Below are 18,355 nucleotides of genomic sequence, written 5' to 3'. Positions count from 1 at the left end.
GGATTTATGATTTGATTTTCATGGATGCTTTGATGAAATAGAATATCAAGATGGCGTAAGCTGCGAGTGCTATAATCTGTGACCATGCGTTGGCAATCCAAGTCTCGTTGACTAAGTTGACACCACCGAAGCGCATGCCTGCGCTGACTACACCCATCAGTGCACCGCCGGCAATGAAACCGGAGGCCAGCAACGTACCTTTTTCACCGCGTTCGGCATTGATTTTGGCATCCTTGCTGCGGGTTGTCACATACCAGTTGATAGCACCGCCTACGAGCAACGGAGTGTTCAGTTCGAGTGGGATGAACATGCCTAAGGCGAAGGCCAGCGCGGGCACTTTGAGCAGTGTGAGTACGATGGCCAGTATGGCGCCGATGCCGTAGAGCAGCCAAGGAGCGGCTACACCGTTCATCAGCGGTTCGATGACGGCAGCCATGGCGTTAGCCTGCGGGGCGGCCAGCTGTCCGCTGGTGAAGCCGTAGGTCTTGTTCAGAATAATCATTACTCCGCCTACGGTGGCTGCCGAAACAAGGGTACCCAGGAACTTCCACGCTTCCTGCTTGAAAGGAGTCGTTCCCAACCAATAACCTATCTTCAGGTCGGTGATGAAGCCCCCTGCCATAGACAGGGCCGTGCAGACCACGCCGCCCATGACTAAGGCAGCTACCATACCGCCGGGACCTTTCAGACCGACGGCTACCATGACTACCGAAGCCAGAATGAGCGTCATCAATGTCATGCCCGAAACGGGGTTGGTACCCACGATGGCAATGGCATTGGCCGCTACGGTGGTGAATAGGAAAGCGATGCCTGCCACGAGCAGGATAGCTACGACAGTGTGCAACAGGTTACCCTGCATCACGTCGAGGTAGAAGAAGAGGAACACCAGCGCCAGCGTGATGAGGGAGCCGATGGCAATAAACTTCATCGAGAGGTCGCGGCGGGTGCGGATGACGTTGGCATCAACTTTCGACTTGCCCCCCATTTCCTTGGCTGCCAGTCCCACCGCACTCTTGATGATGCCCCATGATTTGATGATACCGATGATGCCGGCCATAGCGATACCGCCGATGCCGATACTTTTGGCATAGTAGGTAAATATCTGTTCGGGTGACATTTGGCCTACGGTCTGGGTGATTTCGGGGTTCCATTGGTTCAGTACGACGTCGCCCCAGAACAGTGACATGCCGGGGATGATGATCCACCACACGGCCAGCGAACCGAAGCAGATAATAGCGGCATACTTCAGGCCGACTATATAGCCCAAGCCCAACACAGCAGCGCCGACGTTCACCTTGAACACTAATTTGGTCTTTTCGGCCAGCATCTCGCCCCACGAGCAGAAACGGGTGGTGAAGTTCTCGTTCCACCAACCGAAAGTAGCCACGATGAAGTCGTACAGACCGCCTATCAGACCGGCTGCCAGCAGTGGCTTGGCCTGGCTGCCACCCTTTTCGCCCGATACGAGCACCTGTGTGGTAGCCGTTGCTTCGGGGAAAGGATACTTGCCGTGCATGTCACTGACAAAGTATTTACGGAAGGGAATGAGGAATAGGATGCCCAGTACACCTCCCAGCAGTGAGCTGATGAATACTTGGGCAAAGGTGACAGTCACTTCCTTCGGATAGCTTTCCTGCAAGATATAAAGAGCGGGTAGGGTAAAGATGGCTCCGGCCACAATGACGCCCGAACTGGCTCCGATAGACTGGATAATGACATTTTCACCCAAGGCATGCTTGCGTTTGGCGGCACTCGATACGCCGACGGCGATGATGGCAATGGGAATGGCAGCTTCGAACACCTGACCCACTTTCAGGCCCAGATAAGCTGCGGCGGCCGAAAAGAGGACAGCCATGCAGATGCCCCACAACACTGACCACACGTTTACTTCGGGATAGTTCTTGCCCGGACTCATCAGCGGGTTGTACGTTTCGCCCGGTTTCAGTTCCCGGAATGCGTTTTCCGGCAAACCGGTCACTTGTTCTTCTTCCTGTTTCATAGCAGAATGTTTGATATTGTTTTTTAGAATTAATAATAGGCTGTCTATATACTTCTTATTTGGAGGTCAAAGAAAACAAAAAAACGGGAAGTGTCAAAATTATCTGTGCCCTAAATGTAGAAAGAGAGGTCTGAAGACAGTACGAAGGTAATTCATTTGCCGGCAAACCGAGCGGAAGGAATGTATCTGGAGATGGGGAATCGACGAAGTGCTTCGTGGACATCTGACACAGTGCTTTCTCAGGGTTTAACACAGTGCTTCGTGAGGGGCTGAGGAAGTGCTTCGTGAGAGTGTCAGAAAGCGCTTCGTTAAGGGGGCTTCCTGCAGACGGTGTTTTTCCGACAAGATTGGCGAGGAAGGGAAACGGCAGGAAAAGAAAAAGGATGCCGTCGCTGTGTCAGGCATCCTTTTCGGTTATGATTTGGTAAGTTTATTCCTTATTTTTTTTCGCCTTTCGGGGTCATGTCTCCTTCGATGAACAGACGCATCATTTCCGTCTTGGCATTTGTACGCAGTGTAATGGACTTCTTGAAATGGCCGGGATACTTGCCCGTTCCGTCATATGTTACCTTGATTGTTCCTTTCTTTCCCGGTAATACAGGTTCTTGCGTGTATTCGGGGACTGTGCATCCGCAGGATGCTACCGCCTGATGAATGACCAGCGGCGCGTCGCCAATGTTCGTGAAAGAAAAGACACAGCTCACTACGGGCTTTTCTTCGGGGAATGTGCCGAGGTTGGCAGTGGTTTTATCAAACTTGATTTCAGCCTGTGCCATAGCGTAACCCATACCCAACAAGGCAAACATCATATACAAAAATACTCTTTTCATTTTATTACACGTTTTCAGTTAATACGATGGCAAAGATAAGCTATTTTCCTATAAGTAGCTTGTCTTTCGGGGTTTATTAGTATTTTTTTACCTCAGGCTGCCGCCGATGATGTCGAGCAGTTCGTTGGTAATGGTTTGTTGCCGGGTTTTGTTGTATTGCAGCGTCAGGTCCTGGATGAGTTCGTTGGCATTGTCGGTCGCAGCCTGCATGGCCAGCATGCGTGCGGCGTGTTCGGAAGCATTGGAATCCTGAAGCACCGTGAATATCTTCTGACAGAGTACTTTGGGAATCAGTTCGGCTATCAATTCGCCGACCGACGGCTCCACAATGTAGTCGTTGTTGTAAACAACCGTTTCTTTCTTGTCGGGATGCGTTGCCGTTTGCATGGCCATTTGTTCCAGATTAAGAGGGAGAAAGTCTTCTTGCTGAAGCACTTGCGAACCCATGGATTTGAAATGGTGATAGATCAGTATGACGCGGTCTATCGCTTTTTCGGCATACAATGCCATCAGCTGTTCGGCCAGTTGATAGGCCTCGGTATAGCAAGGCTTATCGGCCATAGACTGATATGTTCCTTGAGAAGTATATCCTAACTTCCTGACAGCCTCTTCCACCTTTTTGCCTATGGGATAAAGGAGAATATTATCCTTGCCGAGCGTGCTGTATTCTTCCAGCGCGTGTTCGAGCCTTTTCACCACGTTGGAATTGAAAGCACCGCACAATGAACTGTTGGACGAGAAGGCGACGATAGCAACTTTCGTTACGGGACGTACCTCGATGTAGGGAGATTCGACCCGGATGTCAGTGCCTAAAAAGTTCGTCAGAATCTCATTCAGCTTCTGCTGATAGGGGTACATGTTTTCAATCTGTCCCTGTGCTTTGTGAAGTTTGGCAGAAGCGACCATTTTCATGGCTGAAGTAATCTGTCGAGTACTCTTTACGGAATTAATTCTGTTTTTTACTTCTTTGAGTGATGCCATGTCTGTTCGATTATGAGTGATATATCCGGTATTTGGGGCAATCGGTACAAGGTTTTGTCGACCTCGTACCGATATAGCCTGAAATCCGTTTGTTTATAAGAATTGTCTGGCGACCCTTTCGGCCGTTTCTTCCAGCTTTTTGCATACATCGTCATCAATAACACCTTTCTTCAGCACATCGAGCACATCTTCCCGGTGGCTCATTTCGAGTGTATCGAGGAAACTGCGTTCAAAGTCGTTGACTTTGGCCAGCGGGACGTTCTTCAGCAATCCATGCGTTCCGCAATAGAGAATGGCGACTTGCTTTTCTACCGGCATCGGACAATATTGTGGCTGCACGAGTAGGCGCGTATTCTTCTGTCCCTTGTCAATGGTGAGGGCAGTAACGGGATCCATGTCGCCGCTGAACTTGGAGAAGGCTTCCAGTTCGCGATACTGAGCCTGGTCTATTTTCAACGTACCGGCCACTTTCTTCATGGCCTTGATTTGGGCATTACCACCTACACGGCTGACAGAGATACCTACATCAATAGCCGGACGGTTGCCTTGGTTGAAAAGGTTGCTGTCAAGGAATATCTGACCGTCGGTAATGGAGATTACGTTGGTCGGGATATAGGCCGATACGTCACCTGCCTGCGTTTCAATGAGGGGGAGTGCCGTCAACGAACCTCCGCCTTTGACTTTACCTTTCAGGCTGTCCGGCAGGTCGTTCATCCGGGCAGCCACTTCGGGCTGGTTGATAATCTTTGCCGCGCGTTCCAGCAGACGGGAGTGCAGGTAGAAAATATCACCCGGATAGGCTTCACGTCCTGACGGACGACGCAGAATCAGGGAAACTTCGCGATAGGCTACTGCCTGTTTGGACAGGTCGTCATAAACAACCAGTGCATGACGGCCGGTATCGCGGAAATATTCGCCGATAGCAGCACCTGCAAAAGGAGCATAGTATTGCAGGGCGGCCGGGTCACCGGCTGTCGCCGCTACGACAATGGTATAATCCATCGCTCCATATTGGCGCAGGGTGTTGACAATCGTGGCGACGGTAGAACCCTTTTGGCCGATAGCTACATAGATGCAGTAGACCGGATCGCCCGCTTCGTAATTGGAGCGTTGATTGATAATGGTATCAATGGCAATAGCTGTTTTACCGGTCTGGCGGTCACCGATAATCAACTCACGTTGTCCTCGTCCGATGGGAATCATGGCATCCACAGCTTTCAATCCTGTTTGTAACGGCTGGTTAACCGGTTGGCGGAAAATGACACCGGGAGCTTTACGTTCCAGCGGCATCTCACATAGTTCACCACCTATCAGTCCTTTGCCATCGAGAGGAGCGCCCAATGGGTCGATAACACGTCCCAGCATGCTTTCACCCACCATGATGGAGGCAATACGTTTGGTACGCTTTACAGTGAATCCTTCCTTGATTCGGTCGGTTGGCCCCAGCAATACGGCACCCACATTGTCTTCCTCCAGGTTCATCACAATGGCTTTAATGCCATTTTCAAATTCCAGCAGTTCGTTTGCCTCTGCGTTACGCAACCCGTATATACGGGCAACACCATCACTCACCTGAAGTACGGTACCTATTTCGTCTAATTGGACGCGGGTATCAATACCTTCCAGTTGCTTGCGTAAGACGTCGGAAACTTCGCTTACTTTTATGTTTTCTGAGATCATTTTACTTTCCTAATAAATTACATTTTACTTTCCTAATGAATAGTGAATCCCACAATCTTGTCTCCAAACCGGATTGTTATACAATTCTGCGGTTCTTTTCAATGAATTGTTGTTTCACTTTCTTGATCTGGGTTGCGATGCTGGCATCCAAACGAAAATCGTTGATGTCGAAGATAAATCCTCCTTCTATGGCGGGATTTACTTCTGTTTGCAATTCCATGCGGGCATGCAGCATGGAAGAAGCAGCCTGGCGGATACGTTCTTCCACTGCCTGACTGACCGGAATGGCTGTTGTCAGTTTGGCGGTACCGATATGTTTCCTTTGGCGATATAGCTTCTGAAATGACAGGCCGATATATTGAAGCATTCCTTCACGCCTGTTCTTCTGTATCAGTGCGATAGAGCGTTTGAATTCTTCGCTTGCCGGCTGGTCGCCACAAGCGGCTGTACAGATAAGCGTGAATTTATCTTCGGTAGAGAGAATGGGGTTCAGTAATGATTCGCGTAGTTCGGAATGTGCTTCCAGACTACGTGTCAATGTACTGAATTCCCGGTACATTACATCTTCCTTACCACTGTTGTAGGCATAATCAATCAGGGCTTTGGCATATCGCATTGAAACAATTCCTATATCCATCTTTTCCTTTTGTCTATCTCGTTAGTTCTTTTTGGGCGTAGTCAGCATCTCGTCAAGCATGCGTTCTATCATGTCCATTTGTTCGTGCTTTTCGTCCAATTCCTTTCGAAGCACTTTCTCGGCAATGTCCACTGAAAGAACTGCCACTTGACGACGGATGTCGCGAATAGCTTCTTCCTTTTCCTGTTGAATCTGCCTGCGCACTTCGTCCAATTCTTTTTGGGCTGCGGTATCTGCTTGTTTGCGTGCGTCGGCGATAATCTTATCACGTTCCTGCATCGCTTCCCGCAAGATGCGTCCCTGCTCCTTGTTGGCTGAAGCTATCAATGCTTCGCTTTCTTCTTTCAAATGGGCAAGTTGGGCATTGGCTTCCTGGGCTACCTTCATGGACTTGTCGATATAAGCTTTTCGTTCTTCTACCATTCGGGTAATAACAGGAAAACCGTATTTTGCCAGGATGATGAAGACGATGCCAAAGGATAAGGCCATCCAAAACAGCAGACCACTGTCGGGTAATAACAATGACATAAGTATTCGTTTATTTGTCAATCGGTAATGTCCGGTCGTTTCTGCCAATGTAGAAAGCGACCGTACATTTACAAATTGGAAGTTTTACAAATCAGATAAGGAATACCAACAAACATACAACTACAGCCAAGAAGGCAACACCTTCGATCAAGGCTGCAGCAATAATCATACTTGTACGAACGTCGCCTGCTGCTTCCGGTTGACGGGCAATCGCTTCCATTGCCGCACTTCCGATTCTGCCGATACCTAAACCGGCACCAATCACTACGAGACCGGCACCCAGTGCAGCTCCCAGTTTTGTAACTCCAACACCTGCCGCAGCAGCTTGTAATAATACAGATAGTAACATAGCTTTCTAATTTTTAAAGGGTTGTTTTATTAATTGTTTTCTATTGTTTTAGCTTCTTTATGGGAATGATCTTCTTGGGCCAATCCGATGAATACCGCTGAAAGCAGGGTAAATACATAGGCTTGTATAAAGGCTACCAGCAGTTCGAGGGCGTTCATGAACAGATTGAATAGAACGGAGGTAAAAGTCAATGTCCCGTTCAATGCAGGCCCCATGCTGGCAGAAATGAAGACCAAACATGTCAGTACCAGCATTGCTACGTGTCCGGCCAACATATTGGCAAAAAGACGGATCATCAGGGCGAACGGTTTGGTGAGAATGCCAAAGAATTCGATAAACGGCATCATCGGTACCGGCACCTTCAGCCACCATGGAACGTCTGGCCAGAAAATATCCTTCCAATAGGTTTTGGTTCCGAACAGATTGACTGCTATAAATGTACAGATAGCCAATGCCATAGTAATAGCAATGTTTCCTGTTACATTGGCACCGCCGGGGAAGAAGGGTATCAATCCCATCAGATTGTTGATGAAAATGAAGAAGAAAGCGGTCAAAAGATAAGGAGCAAATTTCTTGTATTTGGGCCCTACACAACTTTTGATGACATCATCATTGACCATCATAATGAGCATTTCCATCATTCCAACAAATCCTCCGGGAGCTGTACTGTCTTTGGAGTGTCTCTTATACCAGCGGGCTACATAAAGGATAATGAGCGTCAGCAGTACACTGTTGATTAGTAACGCCAAGACAACTTTGGTAATTGAAATGTCGAAAGGTCGGATTTCATTACCGGCAGCATCATGTTCTATCAGCTTCCCTTCATAGGGACTGCCGGCAGGGGCTATGGATAATCCCTCATAGCTGCCTTCATTTTCCTCTAAACGTGTTGAAGAGAATACGTGCCATCCGCTTGTCCGGCTGTACACGATTACCGGTAGAGGAATGGTGAAATGTGTATCTCCCCATGATGTAATGTGCCATTCGTATGAGTCACCGATATGGCCGAATACTATTTCCCTGATATCGACTTTTTCTTCAGCCGGTTCTGAGGAAGATTCAGCAGACCAAACGGAAACAGGACATAGGAGCAATAATGCTGCCATGACATACAATCCGGTCCATATTTTACACAATCGTTTCATTGTTTGTTCTCTTTTTGTGATTTCTTGTTCACTTCAAAAGTGTAGAAAAACCACGAATCATACGTTAGATATATCAAATAGTTGGCAATGAATGTCAGCAGAAAAGCTTGCGCTTCTTCGCGGGCTATCACACAATAAAGTACTATCAGAATGAATGAAGCAAGCATTCGCATTACACGGATCAACATATATATTTGCAATAACCTGCCGGGCATCTTTTTACGGCTCCATTCCACAATGTTGATTATTAACCATCCGAATAAAAAGAAATAGGAGGGGATTAATGGATAGCCGTTAAAATAATGGTGTGGATTGGCATTAAAATAAATCCATCCTCCTACTATTCCTACTAAGACGGTTAATATCGCGGTCTGGATCAGGTAATTACGTTTTGTCTTGCTCACGTCCTCATTCGTTTTTTCAATTATATAATGTACTTCATCAATTATTAATTAATGCAGACGGACACGTTATTGTCATTCATTTCTACGAATCCTCCCATTACTTCTAAGTCTTGTGACGTACCGTCTGCCGTAACATACAGAATTTTTCCACGTGTGAGTGAAGAAACAATAGGAGCATGTTGTGGCAAGATGGTAAAAGAACCCATGACTCCTGGTAGAGTAACTTGATTCACTTCACCTTGGAAGAGCCTTTTTTCCGGTGATACGATAGTCAACTGTAATTTTTTCATTGCCGTTGTTTGATATTCGGTTTATCGTCGGCAGCAAAATGAACTACTGACGGATTATAAGTTATGACTTGGCCTGCTCCAACAGTTTTTTACCTTTTTCTATTGCTTCCTCGATAGTACCTACATTCAGGAAGGCCGGTTCGGGCAAGTAGTCGACCTCACCGTCCAGAATCATACGGAATCCCTTGATGGTATCTTCGATATTCACCATAGTACCGGGGACGCCTGTAAACTGTTCGGCTACGGCAAACGGCTGCGAAAGGAATCGTTGAACGCGACGGGCACGATTTACCAATGTGCGGTCTTCATCCGATAACTCTTCCATACCCAAGATAGAAATGATGTCCTGTAATTCCTTGTTGCGTTGTAGTATTTGTTTTACCTTTTGGGCTACTTGATAATGCTCTTCGCCTACGATATGCGGGGCAAGAATACGTGAGGTAGATTCCAAAGGATCTACGGCCGGATAGATACCCAATTCGGTAATTTTACGACTAAGCACTGTCGTTGCGTCCAGGTGGGTAAAGGTTGTGGCTGGAGCAGGGTCGGTCAAGTCGTCGGCAGGTACATATACAGCCTGAACTGAAGTAATTGAACCGTTGCGTGTCGATGTGATTCGTTCCTGCATGGCTCCCATTTCAGTAGCCAATGTCGGTTGGTAACCTACAGCCGAAGGCATACGGCCTAACAAGGCTGAAACCTCGGAGCCCGCCTGTGTGAAACGGAAGATGTTATCAATAAAGAACAGAATATCGCGTGGCCCGTCTGTCTCGGAACCTATATCGCGGAATGATTCGGCAACAGTCAGGCCGGAAAGGGCTACGGATTGACGTGCTCCGGGGGGTTCGTTCATCTGTCCGAATATCAGAGATACCTGAGATTTGGCTACTTCGTCGTAATCTACTTTTGATAAATCCCAATTCCCTTCTTCCATGCTTTTCTTGAACTCGTCTCCGTAACGTATTACGCCCGATTCAATCATTTCCCTTAGTAAGTCATTACCTTCGCGTGTACGTTCACCTACACCGGCAAATACAGAAAATCCATGTTGCTTTTTAGCTATATTATTAATGAGTTCCTGAATAAGGACTGTCTTGCCTACACCTGCACCTCCGAACAAACCGATTTTTCCACCTTTACTATAGGGTTCCAGCAAATCAATAACTTTAATACCCGTGTAAAGGACTTCCTCGGTTGTAGTCAAGTCTTCAAATTTGGGTGGCTCACGATGAATAGGGTAAGCGCCTGTGCGGTCCAAATCTCGCATACCATCAATAGAGTCGCCTACTACATTCATCAATCGACCTTTGATTTGGTCGCCTACTGGCATTGTGATAGGACCACCCAAAGATCGTACTTTCATTCCTCGTTGCAGACCGTCGGTGCTATCCATGGCTACTGTACGAACAGTGTTTTCACCGATGTGCTGCTGTACCTCCACAATCAGGCGTCTGCCGTTGTGTCTCTTTATTTCGAGTGCATCATGAATAGCCGGAAGAAACGTTTCCGTTTCAGTGCCTTCGAAATATACATCAACCACAGGCCCGATGACCTGGGAAATATGTCCGACAATTTGTGACATAAGTTAGTTCTTTATTAATAGTTATCTACCAGAATAAGAAAATATCTTGAATATTCATTTATCTCTCTCGCTTGCCATGCAAAATTAAAAACAATTCGGTATGGAATATACTTTTGCATAAGTTTTTTTTAAATGATTATATAATTTTGGACGTTTAAGGTTCCTTTTTGAGCATTCGGTTTGCATAATAGATACAAGTATTGTTAACGTTTGTTTAAATACATGTCTCTCCCTTTCTTTCATGTTGTGAAACATACTAATGTTTGGCTGTTGGATAGGAATAAAGTGTTATTTTTACACTTAAAAAGAAATATTGAATCAAATACCAGTTATTATGAAGAAACATTTTTTGTTAGTTGGAGCTGTAATCTTATTATCAGCTTCTTGTGGTCAAAAAACTGATTTGACGCTTTCAGGATTAAATCCTATAGCTTATCAGACAAACGTGAATGATACCCAGACCAATTTGTATAAACTAAAAAATCAAAAGGGTATGGAGGTCTGTGTGACAAACTTTGGAGGGCGTATCGTTTCTATTATGGTTCCAGATAAAAACGGAGAAATGCGGGACGTGGTTTTGGGTTTCGATAGTATTGCTGACTATATTCATATTCCGAGTGACTTTGGCGCGTCTATAGGACGTTATGCCAACCGTATAAACCAGGGACGTTTGATTTTGGATGGAGATACAATTCAATTGCCGCAGAATAATTTCGGCCATTGTTTGCATGGAGGTCCTAAGGGATGGCAGTATCAAGTATATGAAGCTAATCAAATTGATGATACTACACTGGAATTGACAATTATTTCACCAGACGGTGATGAGAACTTCCCTGGGAACGTAACGGCCAAAGTTATCTATAAGCTTACGGAAGACAATGCGATTGATATTAAATACCGTGCAACTACCGATAAGAAAACGGTGATTAATATGACTAACCATTCTTATTTTAATTTGTCGGGAGATCCATCCAAGGCTGCTACGGATCATATCTTATATATAAATGCCGATACTTATACTCCTGTTGACAGTACGTTTATGACAACCGGAGAGATTCTGCCGGTAAAAGATACGCCGATGGATTTTACTGTTCCTAAAGTTATAGGAAAGGATATTAGTAATTATGACTTCGTCCAATTGAAAAATGGCAATGGATATGATCATAATTGGGTGTTGAATACTAAAGGCGATTTGACGCAGATCGCTGCTCGTTTGGTATCTCCTGAAACAGGAATAGCTCTGGAGGTATATACTAATGAGCCAGGAATTCAAGTATATACCGGTAATTTTTTGGATGGTACAGTGAAAGGTAAAAAAGGAATTACCTATAATCAACGGGCGTCTGTTTGTTTGGAAACCCAGCATTATCCCGATAGCCCCAATAAACCTGAATGGCCATCTGTGGTTTTAGAGCCGGGACAAACATATAACAGCGAATGTATCTTTAAATTCGGTGTCGAAAAATAACCTTAAAGGAGTACTAACAAAAAAATAGAAGTATATGAATTGGAATACGAATGAATTTATCTGGCTCGACTGGGTGGTACTTGCTGTTGGAGTCGTAGCTATTGTCTGGGCGATTTATCGTGCCATAAAGAAGGATAAGGGAAAAATGAAAGGTGCCGACAGCCAGGATTATTTGTTTGGGAAAGGTGAACCTTGGTATATCATTGGTGCGGCCATCTTTGCTGCTAACATCGGTTCTGAACATTTGGTTGGCCTTGCAGGAACTGGCGCCAAAGACGGTGTAGGTATGGCCCACTGGGAAATGCAGGGATGGATGATCCTGATTTTGGGATGGTTGTTTGTTCCTTTCTATCAACTGTTGAACAACAAAATGGGCAAGATTATCACGATGCCCGATTTCCTGAAATTCCGTTATACCCAACGCACGGGTTCGTGGTTGTCTATTATCACTTTGATAGCCTATGTATTGACTAAGGTTTCTGTTACAGCTTTTACCGGTGGTATTTTCTTTGAGTATTTGCTTGGCTTACCTTTTTGGTATGGTGCTATTGGCTTGATTGTCATTACTGCCGTATTCACTGTTTTCGGCGGTATGAAGGGGGTAATGACCCTGTCCGCCATTCAGACTCCAATTCTGATTATTGGTTCTTTCCTGGTATTGTTTTTGGGACTGAGTATGTTGGGTGACGGCAGCATCAGCGAAGGATGGTCACAGATGATGGCTGTCTGTAATGCTGCTCACGACGGTTTTGGTACGACTCACATGTTCCATACCGACCCTGCAGATCCCATGTATCCACAATTCCCCGGATATGTAGTGTTCCTCGGTGCTTCCATTATCGGTTTCTGGTATTGGTGTACTGATCAGCACATTGTACAACGTGTGCTTGGACAACAAAAGGGTGAATCTGATGATGTCGTAATGAAGCGTGCCCGTCGTGGTACGATTGCTGCCGGTTATTTCAAGCTGTTACCTGTATTTATGTTCTTAATTCCCGGTATGGTTGCTTATGCTCTTGCCCAAAAGACAGGCAGCGGTGTTGTGATGGATATTACTAACGCTCACGATACGGACGGCGCTTTTGCCATGATGGTGAAAAATATCCTACCTGCTGGAATTAAAGGTATTGTGACTATCGGTTTTATCTGTGCTCTTGTCGCATCGCTGGCAGCCTTTTTCAACAGTTGTGCTACGTTATTCACAGAGGACTTTTATAAACCTATGAAAAAAGACATGAGTGAAAGTCATTATGTGCTGGTTGGCCGTATTGCTACGGTGGTGGTTGTATTAATGGGATTGGCATGGATGCCTATTATGATGAATATGGGAAATCTTTATTCATACCTGCAGGACATCCAGTCTCTGATTGCGCCCGCAATGGTTGCTGTTTTCACGTTGGGTATCTTCTCAAAGCGTATCACTCCGAAAGCCGGCGAATGGGGACTCATCGGTGGTTTCCTTATCGGTATGGTACGTTTGCTTACCAATGTTATCACAGATTCGGGTAAAGCCATAATGGATGGTGCTTTTTGGAAATGCACTACCTGGTTCTGGCAAACTAACTGGCTTATCTTCGAGGTTTGGTTGCTTGTATTTCTGATTGTTATGATGGTTATTATATCCTGCTTTACGCCGAAACCTTCTGTTCAGCAGATTAAAGCCATTACTTTCACAGGCAGTTACAAACAACTCATCCGCGAGAGCTGGAATAAGTGGGACGTTATCGCTTCCCTGGGTGTTGTGTTACTTTGCGCCCTGTTCTACGCTTATTTCTGGTAATTGTATTGAATGTTTCTTGAATGACAACATATTATAATATTAATCCGAAGTTCTATGTTTCGGTAGACTGCATTATTTTCGGTTTCAGTAAAGGAGAACTTAACCTTCTCCTGCTGAAACGAAATTTTGAGCCGGCCAAAGGCGAATGGTCATTGATGGGTGGTTTTGTGCAGGAAAATGAAAGTGTGGACGATGCTGCCAAGCGGGTGTTGGCTGAACTGACGGGTTTGGAGCAAGTCTACATAGAACAGGTTGAAGCGTTCGGTGCCATAAATCGTGATCCGGGAGGAAGAGTTATTTCCGTTGCATATTATGCTTTGATCAATGTCGATGAATACGACTGGGAACTGGTTCAACAGCATAACGCATTTTGGGTTGGCATCAATGACCTGCCCCCATTGATATTCGATCATTTGGAGATGGTGCAGAAGGCACGTGCGCTGATGCAGAAGAAAGCATCCACAGAGCCTATCGGTTTTAATCTGCTTCCCAAGCTCTTTACCTTGTCACAATTACAAAGTCTGTATGAAGCTATTTATGGAGAGCCCATTGATAAGCGCAACTTCCGTAAACGGATTGCGGAGATGAACTATATTGAGAAGACGGATAAAAAAGACAAGACCGGCTCCAAACGTAGTGCAGCCCTGTATCAATTCAACGAAAATGTTTATCGGAAAGCTCCCAAATTTAAATTATAGGTTAACGTTTAAAGCGATATAGCTATGTTAGAAGAATTGAAAGAAAAAGTATTCCGCGCCAACCTCGACTTGGTGAAGCACGGGCTGGTCATTTTCACCTGGGGGAATGTATCCGCGATCGACCGCACAAGCGGACTGGTGGTCATCAAACCCAGCGGTGTAAGCTATGACGAGATGAAAGCCACAGACATGGTGGTGGTAGACCTTGACGGTAAGGTAGTGGAAGGGCATCTTCGCCCTTCGTCGGACACACCGACCCATGTGGTGCTCTACAAGGCTTTTCCTGAAATCGGCGGGGTAGTACACACGCACTCTACCTATGCAACTGCTTGGGCGCAGGCCGGACGGGACATTCCTAACATCGGCACGACTCATGCCGATTATTTCCACGATGCTATTCCCTGTACGGCCGACATGACCGAAGCAGAGGTAAAGGGTGAGTATGAACTGGAAACAGGCAATGTTATCGTGAAGCGCTTCGAAGGTCTGAACCCTGTGCACACGCCGGGCGTACTGGTGAAGAATCACGGCCCCTTTGCCTGGGGCAAGGATGCGCACGACGCTGTCCACAACGCCGTTGTCATGGAGCAGGTGGCCAAGATGGCATCCATTGCTTATGCGGTCAATTCTAATTTGACTATGAACCCCTTGCTTATCGAGAAACACTTCAGCCGCAAACATGGGCCGAATGCCTATTATGGGCAAAAATAATGAATGAATAAGGAAGTAAAAAGAAGAATAACCAACAACTAAAATACATTATATTCTTATGAACGCATTTGATCAATATGAAGTATGGTTCGTCACAGGAGCACAGCTTCTGTATGGCGGAGACGCAGTAGTCGCAGTAGATGCACATAGCAACGAAATGGTAAAGGGATTGAACGGGTCGGGCAAACTGCCTGTCAAGGTGGTGTATAAAGGTACGGCTAATTCATCTAAGGAAGTGGAAGCCGTATTCAAGGCTGCCAACAACGAAGAGAAATGTATCGGTGTCATCACCTGGATGCATACCTTCTCACCCGCCAAGATGTGGATTCACGGCTTGCAGCAGTTGAAGAAACCGTTGCTCCATCTGCACACCCAGTATAACAAAGAGATTCCTTGGGACACGATGGACATGGACTTCATGAACCTCAATCAGAGTGCTCACGGCGACCGTGAGTTCGGTCACATCTGTACCCGTATGCGCATTCGTCGCAAAGTGGTGGTAGGCTACTGGAAGGAAGAAGAGACTCAGAAGAAGATTGCCGTATGGATGCGCGTTTGCGCCGCTTGGGCCGATGCTCAGGATATGCTTATCATCCGCTTTGGCGACCAGATGAACAATGTGGCCGTGACCGACGGCGACAAGGTGGAAGCCGAGCAACGCATGGGCTACCATGTGGACTATTGCCCTGTAAGCGAACTGATGGAATACCATGCACAGGTGAAAGACGAAGACGTAAAGGCATTGGTTGACGAATATTTCCGCCTCTACGACCATGATGCCGTACTGGAAGACGGACGCACCGAAGCTTATGGGAAAATATGGAATTCTGCTAAGGCCGAGCTTGCCCTGCGTGCCATTCTGAAGGATAAAGGTGCCAAAGGTTTCACCACCAATTTCGATGACTTGGGTCAGACTGACGGCAGCTACTTCGACCAGATTCCCGGTCTTGCCAGCCAGCGTCTGATGGCCGAGGGATATGGCTTTGGTGCCGAAGGCGACTGGAAGTCTGCGGCCCTTTACCGTACCGTATGGGTAATGAACCAGGGCCTGCCCACCGGCTGCTCCTTCCTTGAAGACTACACTTTGAACTTCGACGGCGAGAACAGCTCCATCCTTCAGGCTCACATGCTGGAAGTCTGCCCGCTCATCGCTGCCCGGAAACCTCGTCTGGAAGTTCACTTCCTCGGTATCGGCATCCGCAAGAGCCAGACAGCCCGCCTCGTATTCACGTCGAAGGTAGGTACCGGCTGCACGGCTACGGTCGTTGACCTGGGTAACCGCTTCCGTCTGATTGTGAACGATGTGGAATGTATCGAGCCGAAACCGCTGCCCAAGCTGCCCGTAGCTTCCGCCCTGTGGAAACCGATGCCCAACTTCGAAGTAGGTGCCGGAGCCTGGATTCTGGCCGGGGGTACGCACCACTCCTGTTTCTCCTATGACCTGACCGCCGAATACTGGGAAGACTATGCCGAGATTGCAGGCATCGAGATGGTTCACATCGACAAGAACACCACCATCAGCGAGTTCAAGAAAGAGCTCCGCATGAACGAGGTGTACTACATGCTGAACAAGGCGCTTTGCTAAATTAAATTCGTAACCGAAGAAGGAAAGACATCCGTGTGTCCCTTCTTCGGTTTGTTTCACTTTATAACAAGACTCTTATGAAATCAGATCCCAAATTTACCATAGAAGCCGGACGTGCCGTGCTGGGCATCGAATTCGGATCCACTCGTATCAAGGCGGTTCTCATCGACGAGGAGAACAAGCCCATCGCTCAGGGTAGCCACACTTGGGAGAACCAGCTTGTCGACGGTCTCTGGACTTACAGCCTCGACGCTGTGTGGAACGGTCTGCAAGACTGCTATGCCGACCTCTGCGCCGACGTGAAGAAGCAATACGGCGTAGAAATCGAAACCCTGGCCGCCATTGGCGTCAGTGCCATGATGCACGGCTACATGGCCTTCGACAAGCAGCAGAACATCCTCGTGCCCTTCCGCACGTGGCGCAATACGAACACCGGTGCTGCCGCCGCCAAACTGTCCGAACTCTTTGTTTATAACATTCCTTTACGCTGGAGCATCTCGCACCTCTATCAGGCTATTCTGAACGGAGAGGAGCATGTGCCTTCCATCGACTTCCTGACTACCTTGGCCGGATATGTTCACTGGCAGCTGACGGGCGAACGCGTGCTGGGTATCGGCGATGCTTCCGGTATGCTGCCCATCGACCCGGAAACAAAAGACTATTCTGCCCCGATGATAGAGAAGTTCGAGCAACTGATTGCTCCGGGCTACGGCTGGAAGCTGCGGGACATCCTGCCCCGCGTCCTGATGGCCGGTGAAGATGCCGGACGCCTGACGGAAGACGGTGCACGCAAGATCGACCCCACAGGCCGGTTGAAAGCAGGCATTCCGCTCTGTCCGCCCGAAGGCGACGCGGGTACGGGTATGGTCGCTACCAACGCCGTGAAGCAGCGCACGGGCAACGTCTCTGCCGGAACGTCGTCGTTCTCCATGATTGTGCTGGAGAAGGAGCTTTCGCGTCCCTACGAGGCCATTGATATTGTGACCACGCCGGACGGCAGCCCCGTGGCAATGGTTCACTGCAACAACTGTACTTCCGATCTCAATGCCTGGGTCGGCCTCTTCAGGGAATACCAGGAACTGATGGGACTGCCCGTCGACATGAACGACATCTACGGCAAGCTTTACAACCATGCGCTTGAGGGAGACGCCGACTGCGGCGGTCTGATGGCCTACAACTACTTCTCCGGCGAACCCGTCACCGGACTGGCCGAGGGCCGTCCCCTGTTCGTGCGTTCGGCTACGGACAAGTTCAGCCTCGCCAACCTGATGCGCTCCCATCTTTATGCCTCTGTAGCCGTGCTGAAGATAGGCAACGACATTTTGTTCAACGACGAGAAGATCCGCGTGGATCGCATCACGGGTCACGGCGGCCTGTTCAAGACCAAAGGTGTGGGACAACGCATTTTGGCGGCTGCCATCAACTCGCCGATTTCTGTCATGGAGACGGCAGGCGAGGGGGGAGCCTGGGGTATCGCCCTGCTGGGTTCTTACTTGGTGAACAACGCCCGAAGCCTGTCGCTGCCGGACTTCCTGGACGCACAGGTATTTGCCGGTGACGCCGGTGTCGAGGTAGCGCCCGTGCCCGAAGACGTGGCCGGATTTAACGCATACATCGAGACCTATAAGGCCTGCCTGCCCATTGAGGCACAGGCAGTGGCTTGCAAGAAGTAAAACATTCAAATCCTT

General features: G+C 47.6%; 17 protein-coding genes. 6 read left to right on the top strand and 11 right to left on the bottom strand.

Annotated elements, in window-relative coordinates; all coding sequences use genetic code 11:
* Positions 1–4: 4 nt before the first annotated feature.
* The 11 genes from Q0Z70_RS01985 to atpD all read right to left on the bottom strand — a co-directional run bounded on the left by Q0Z70_RS01985 (position 5) and on the right by atpD (position 10,425).
* Positions 5–1,999 (bottom strand): oligopeptide transporter, OPT family, encoded by a 1,995-nt coding sequence (locus Q0Z70_RS01985; protein WP_298072127.1) that lies wholly within the window; start codon positions 1,997–1,999, stop codon positions 5–7.
* A gap of 437 nt (positions 2,000–2,436) precedes the next feature.
* Positions 2,437–2,829 carry a DUF1573 domain-containing protein gene (locus Q0Z70_RS01980; protein WP_298072125.1) on the bottom strand — a complete coding sequence of 131 codons (393 nt, stop codon included), beginning with the start codon at positions 2,827–2,829 and terminating at the stop codon, positions 2,437–2,439.
* 87 nt (positions 2,830–2,916) lie between these two features.
* Positions 2,917–3,810: a F0F1 ATP synthase subunit gamma gene (locus Q0Z70_RS01975; RefSeq protein WP_298072123.1), complete on the bottom strand. Its 894-nt coding sequence runs from the start codon at positions 3,808–3,810 to the stop codon at positions 2,917–2,919.
* Positions 3,811–3,903: 93 nt separating this feature from the next.
* Positions 3,904–5,487, bottom strand: coding sequence for a F0F1 ATP synthase subunit alpha (atpA, locus tag Q0Z70_RS01970; protein ID WP_298072196.1), 1,584 nt, complete (start codon positions 5,485–5,487; stop codon positions 3,904–3,906).
* A 79-nt stretch (positions 5,488–5,566) separates the two neighbouring features.
* Positions 5,567–6,127 carry a F0F1 ATP synthase subunit delta gene (locus Q0Z70_RS01965; protein WP_298072121.1) on the bottom strand — a complete coding sequence of 187 codons (561 nt, stop codon included), beginning with the start codon at positions 6,125–6,127 and terminating at the stop codon, positions 5,567–5,569.
* 21 nt (positions 6,128–6,148) lie between these two features.
* On the bottom strand, positions 6,149–6,655 hold the full coding sequence (atpF, locus tag Q0Z70_RS01960; protein ID WP_298072119.1) for a F0F1 ATP synthase subunit B: 507 nt from the start codon (positions 6,653–6,655) through the stop codon (positions 6,149–6,151).
* 91 nt (positions 6,656–6,746) lie between these two features.
* Complete coding sequence (gene atpE, locus Q0Z70_RS01955) at positions 6,747–7,004, bottom strand: ATP synthase F0 subunit C (protein ID WP_298072117.1); 258 nt, start codon at positions 7,002–7,004, stop codon at positions 6,747–6,749.
* A 29-nt stretch (positions 7,005–7,033) separates the two neighbouring features.
* Positions 7,034–8,149 carry a F0F1 ATP synthase subunit A gene (gene atpB / locus Q0Z70_RS01950; protein ID WP_298072115.1) on the bottom strand — a complete coding sequence of 372 codons (1,116 nt, stop codon included), beginning with the start codon at positions 8,147–8,149 and terminating at the stop codon, positions 7,034–7,036.
* The gene (locus tag Q0Z70_RS01945; RefSeq protein WP_298072113.1) at positions 8,146–8,553 is read right to left on the bottom strand and encodes a hypothetical protein; all 408 of its coding nucleotides are present in this window, start codon (positions 8,551–8,553) and stop codon (positions 8,146–8,148) included. Before Q0Z70_RS01945 ends, atpB begins: the two co-directional genes overlap by 4 nt.
* Before the next feature lie 44 nt (positions 8,554–8,597).
* Positions 8,598–8,843, bottom strand: a complete 246-nt coding sequence (gene atpC, locus Q0Z70_RS01940) for an ATP synthase F1 subunit epsilon (protein ID WP_298072111.1) — start codon at positions 8,841–8,843, stop codon at positions 8,598–8,600.
* A gap of 61 nt (positions 8,844–8,904) precedes the next feature.
* The gene (atpD, locus tag Q0Z70_RS01935) at positions 8,905–10,425 is read right to left on the bottom strand and encodes a F0F1 ATP synthase subunit beta (protein WP_298072110.1); all 1,521 of its coding nucleotides are present in this window, start codon (positions 10,423–10,425) and stop codon (positions 8,905–8,907) included.
* A 334-nt stretch (positions 10,426–10,759) separates the two neighbouring features.
* Here atpD and Q0Z70_RS01930 point away from each other — a divergent pair, with 334 nt between their 5' ends.
* The 6 genes from Q0Z70_RS01930 to Q0Z70_RS01905 all read left to right on the top strand — a co-directional run bounded on the left by Q0Z70_RS01930 (position 10,760) and on the right by Q0Z70_RS01905 (position 18,340).
* The gene (locus Q0Z70_RS01930) at positions 10,760–11,893 is read left to right on the top strand and encodes an aldose epimerase family protein (protein ID WP_298072109.1); all 1,134 of its coding nucleotides are present in this window, start codon (positions 10,760–10,762) and stop codon (positions 11,891–11,893) included.
* Positions 11,894–11,927: 34 nt separating this feature from the next.
* Positions 11,928–13,673: a sodium:solute symporter gene (locus tag Q0Z70_RS01925; RefSeq protein ID WP_298072107.1), complete on the top strand. Its 1,746-nt coding sequence runs from the start codon at positions 11,928–11,930 to the stop codon at positions 13,671–13,673.
* Between the two features lie 20 nt (positions 13,674–13,693).
* Entirely contained in the window at positions 13,694–14,371 is a 678-nt protein-coding gene (locus tag Q0Z70_RS01920) for an NUDIX domain-containing protein (protein ID WP_298072105.1), read from the top strand.
* A 24-nt stretch (positions 14,372–14,395) separates the two neighbouring features.
* Positions 14,396–15,082: an L-ribulose-5-phosphate 4-epimerase gene (locus tag Q0Z70_RS01915; RefSeq protein ID WP_298072103.1), complete on the top strand. Its 687-nt coding sequence runs from the start codon at positions 14,396–14,398 to the stop codon at positions 15,080–15,082.
* 58 nt (positions 15,083–15,140) lie between these two features.
* Entirely contained in the window at positions 15,141–16,667 is a 1,527-nt protein-coding gene (gene araA / locus Q0Z70_RS01910) for an L-arabinose isomerase (protein WP_298072101.1), read from the top strand.
* 77 nt (positions 16,668–16,744) lie between these two features.
* Positions 16,745–18,340, top strand: a complete 1,596-nt coding sequence (locus tag Q0Z70_RS01905; RefSeq protein ID WP_298072099.1) for an FGGY-family carbohydrate kinase — start codon at positions 16,745–16,747, stop codon at positions 18,338–18,340.
* Positions 18,341–18,355: the final 15 nt, after the last annotated feature.

The sequence above is a fragment of the uncultured Bacteroides sp. genome, assembly GCF_947632445.1.
Classification (GTDB): domain Bacteria; phylum Bacteroidota; class Bacteroidia; order Bacteroidales; family Bacteroidaceae; genus Bacteroides.
This window is presented reverse-complemented; position numbering and strand designations above follow the sequence as displayed.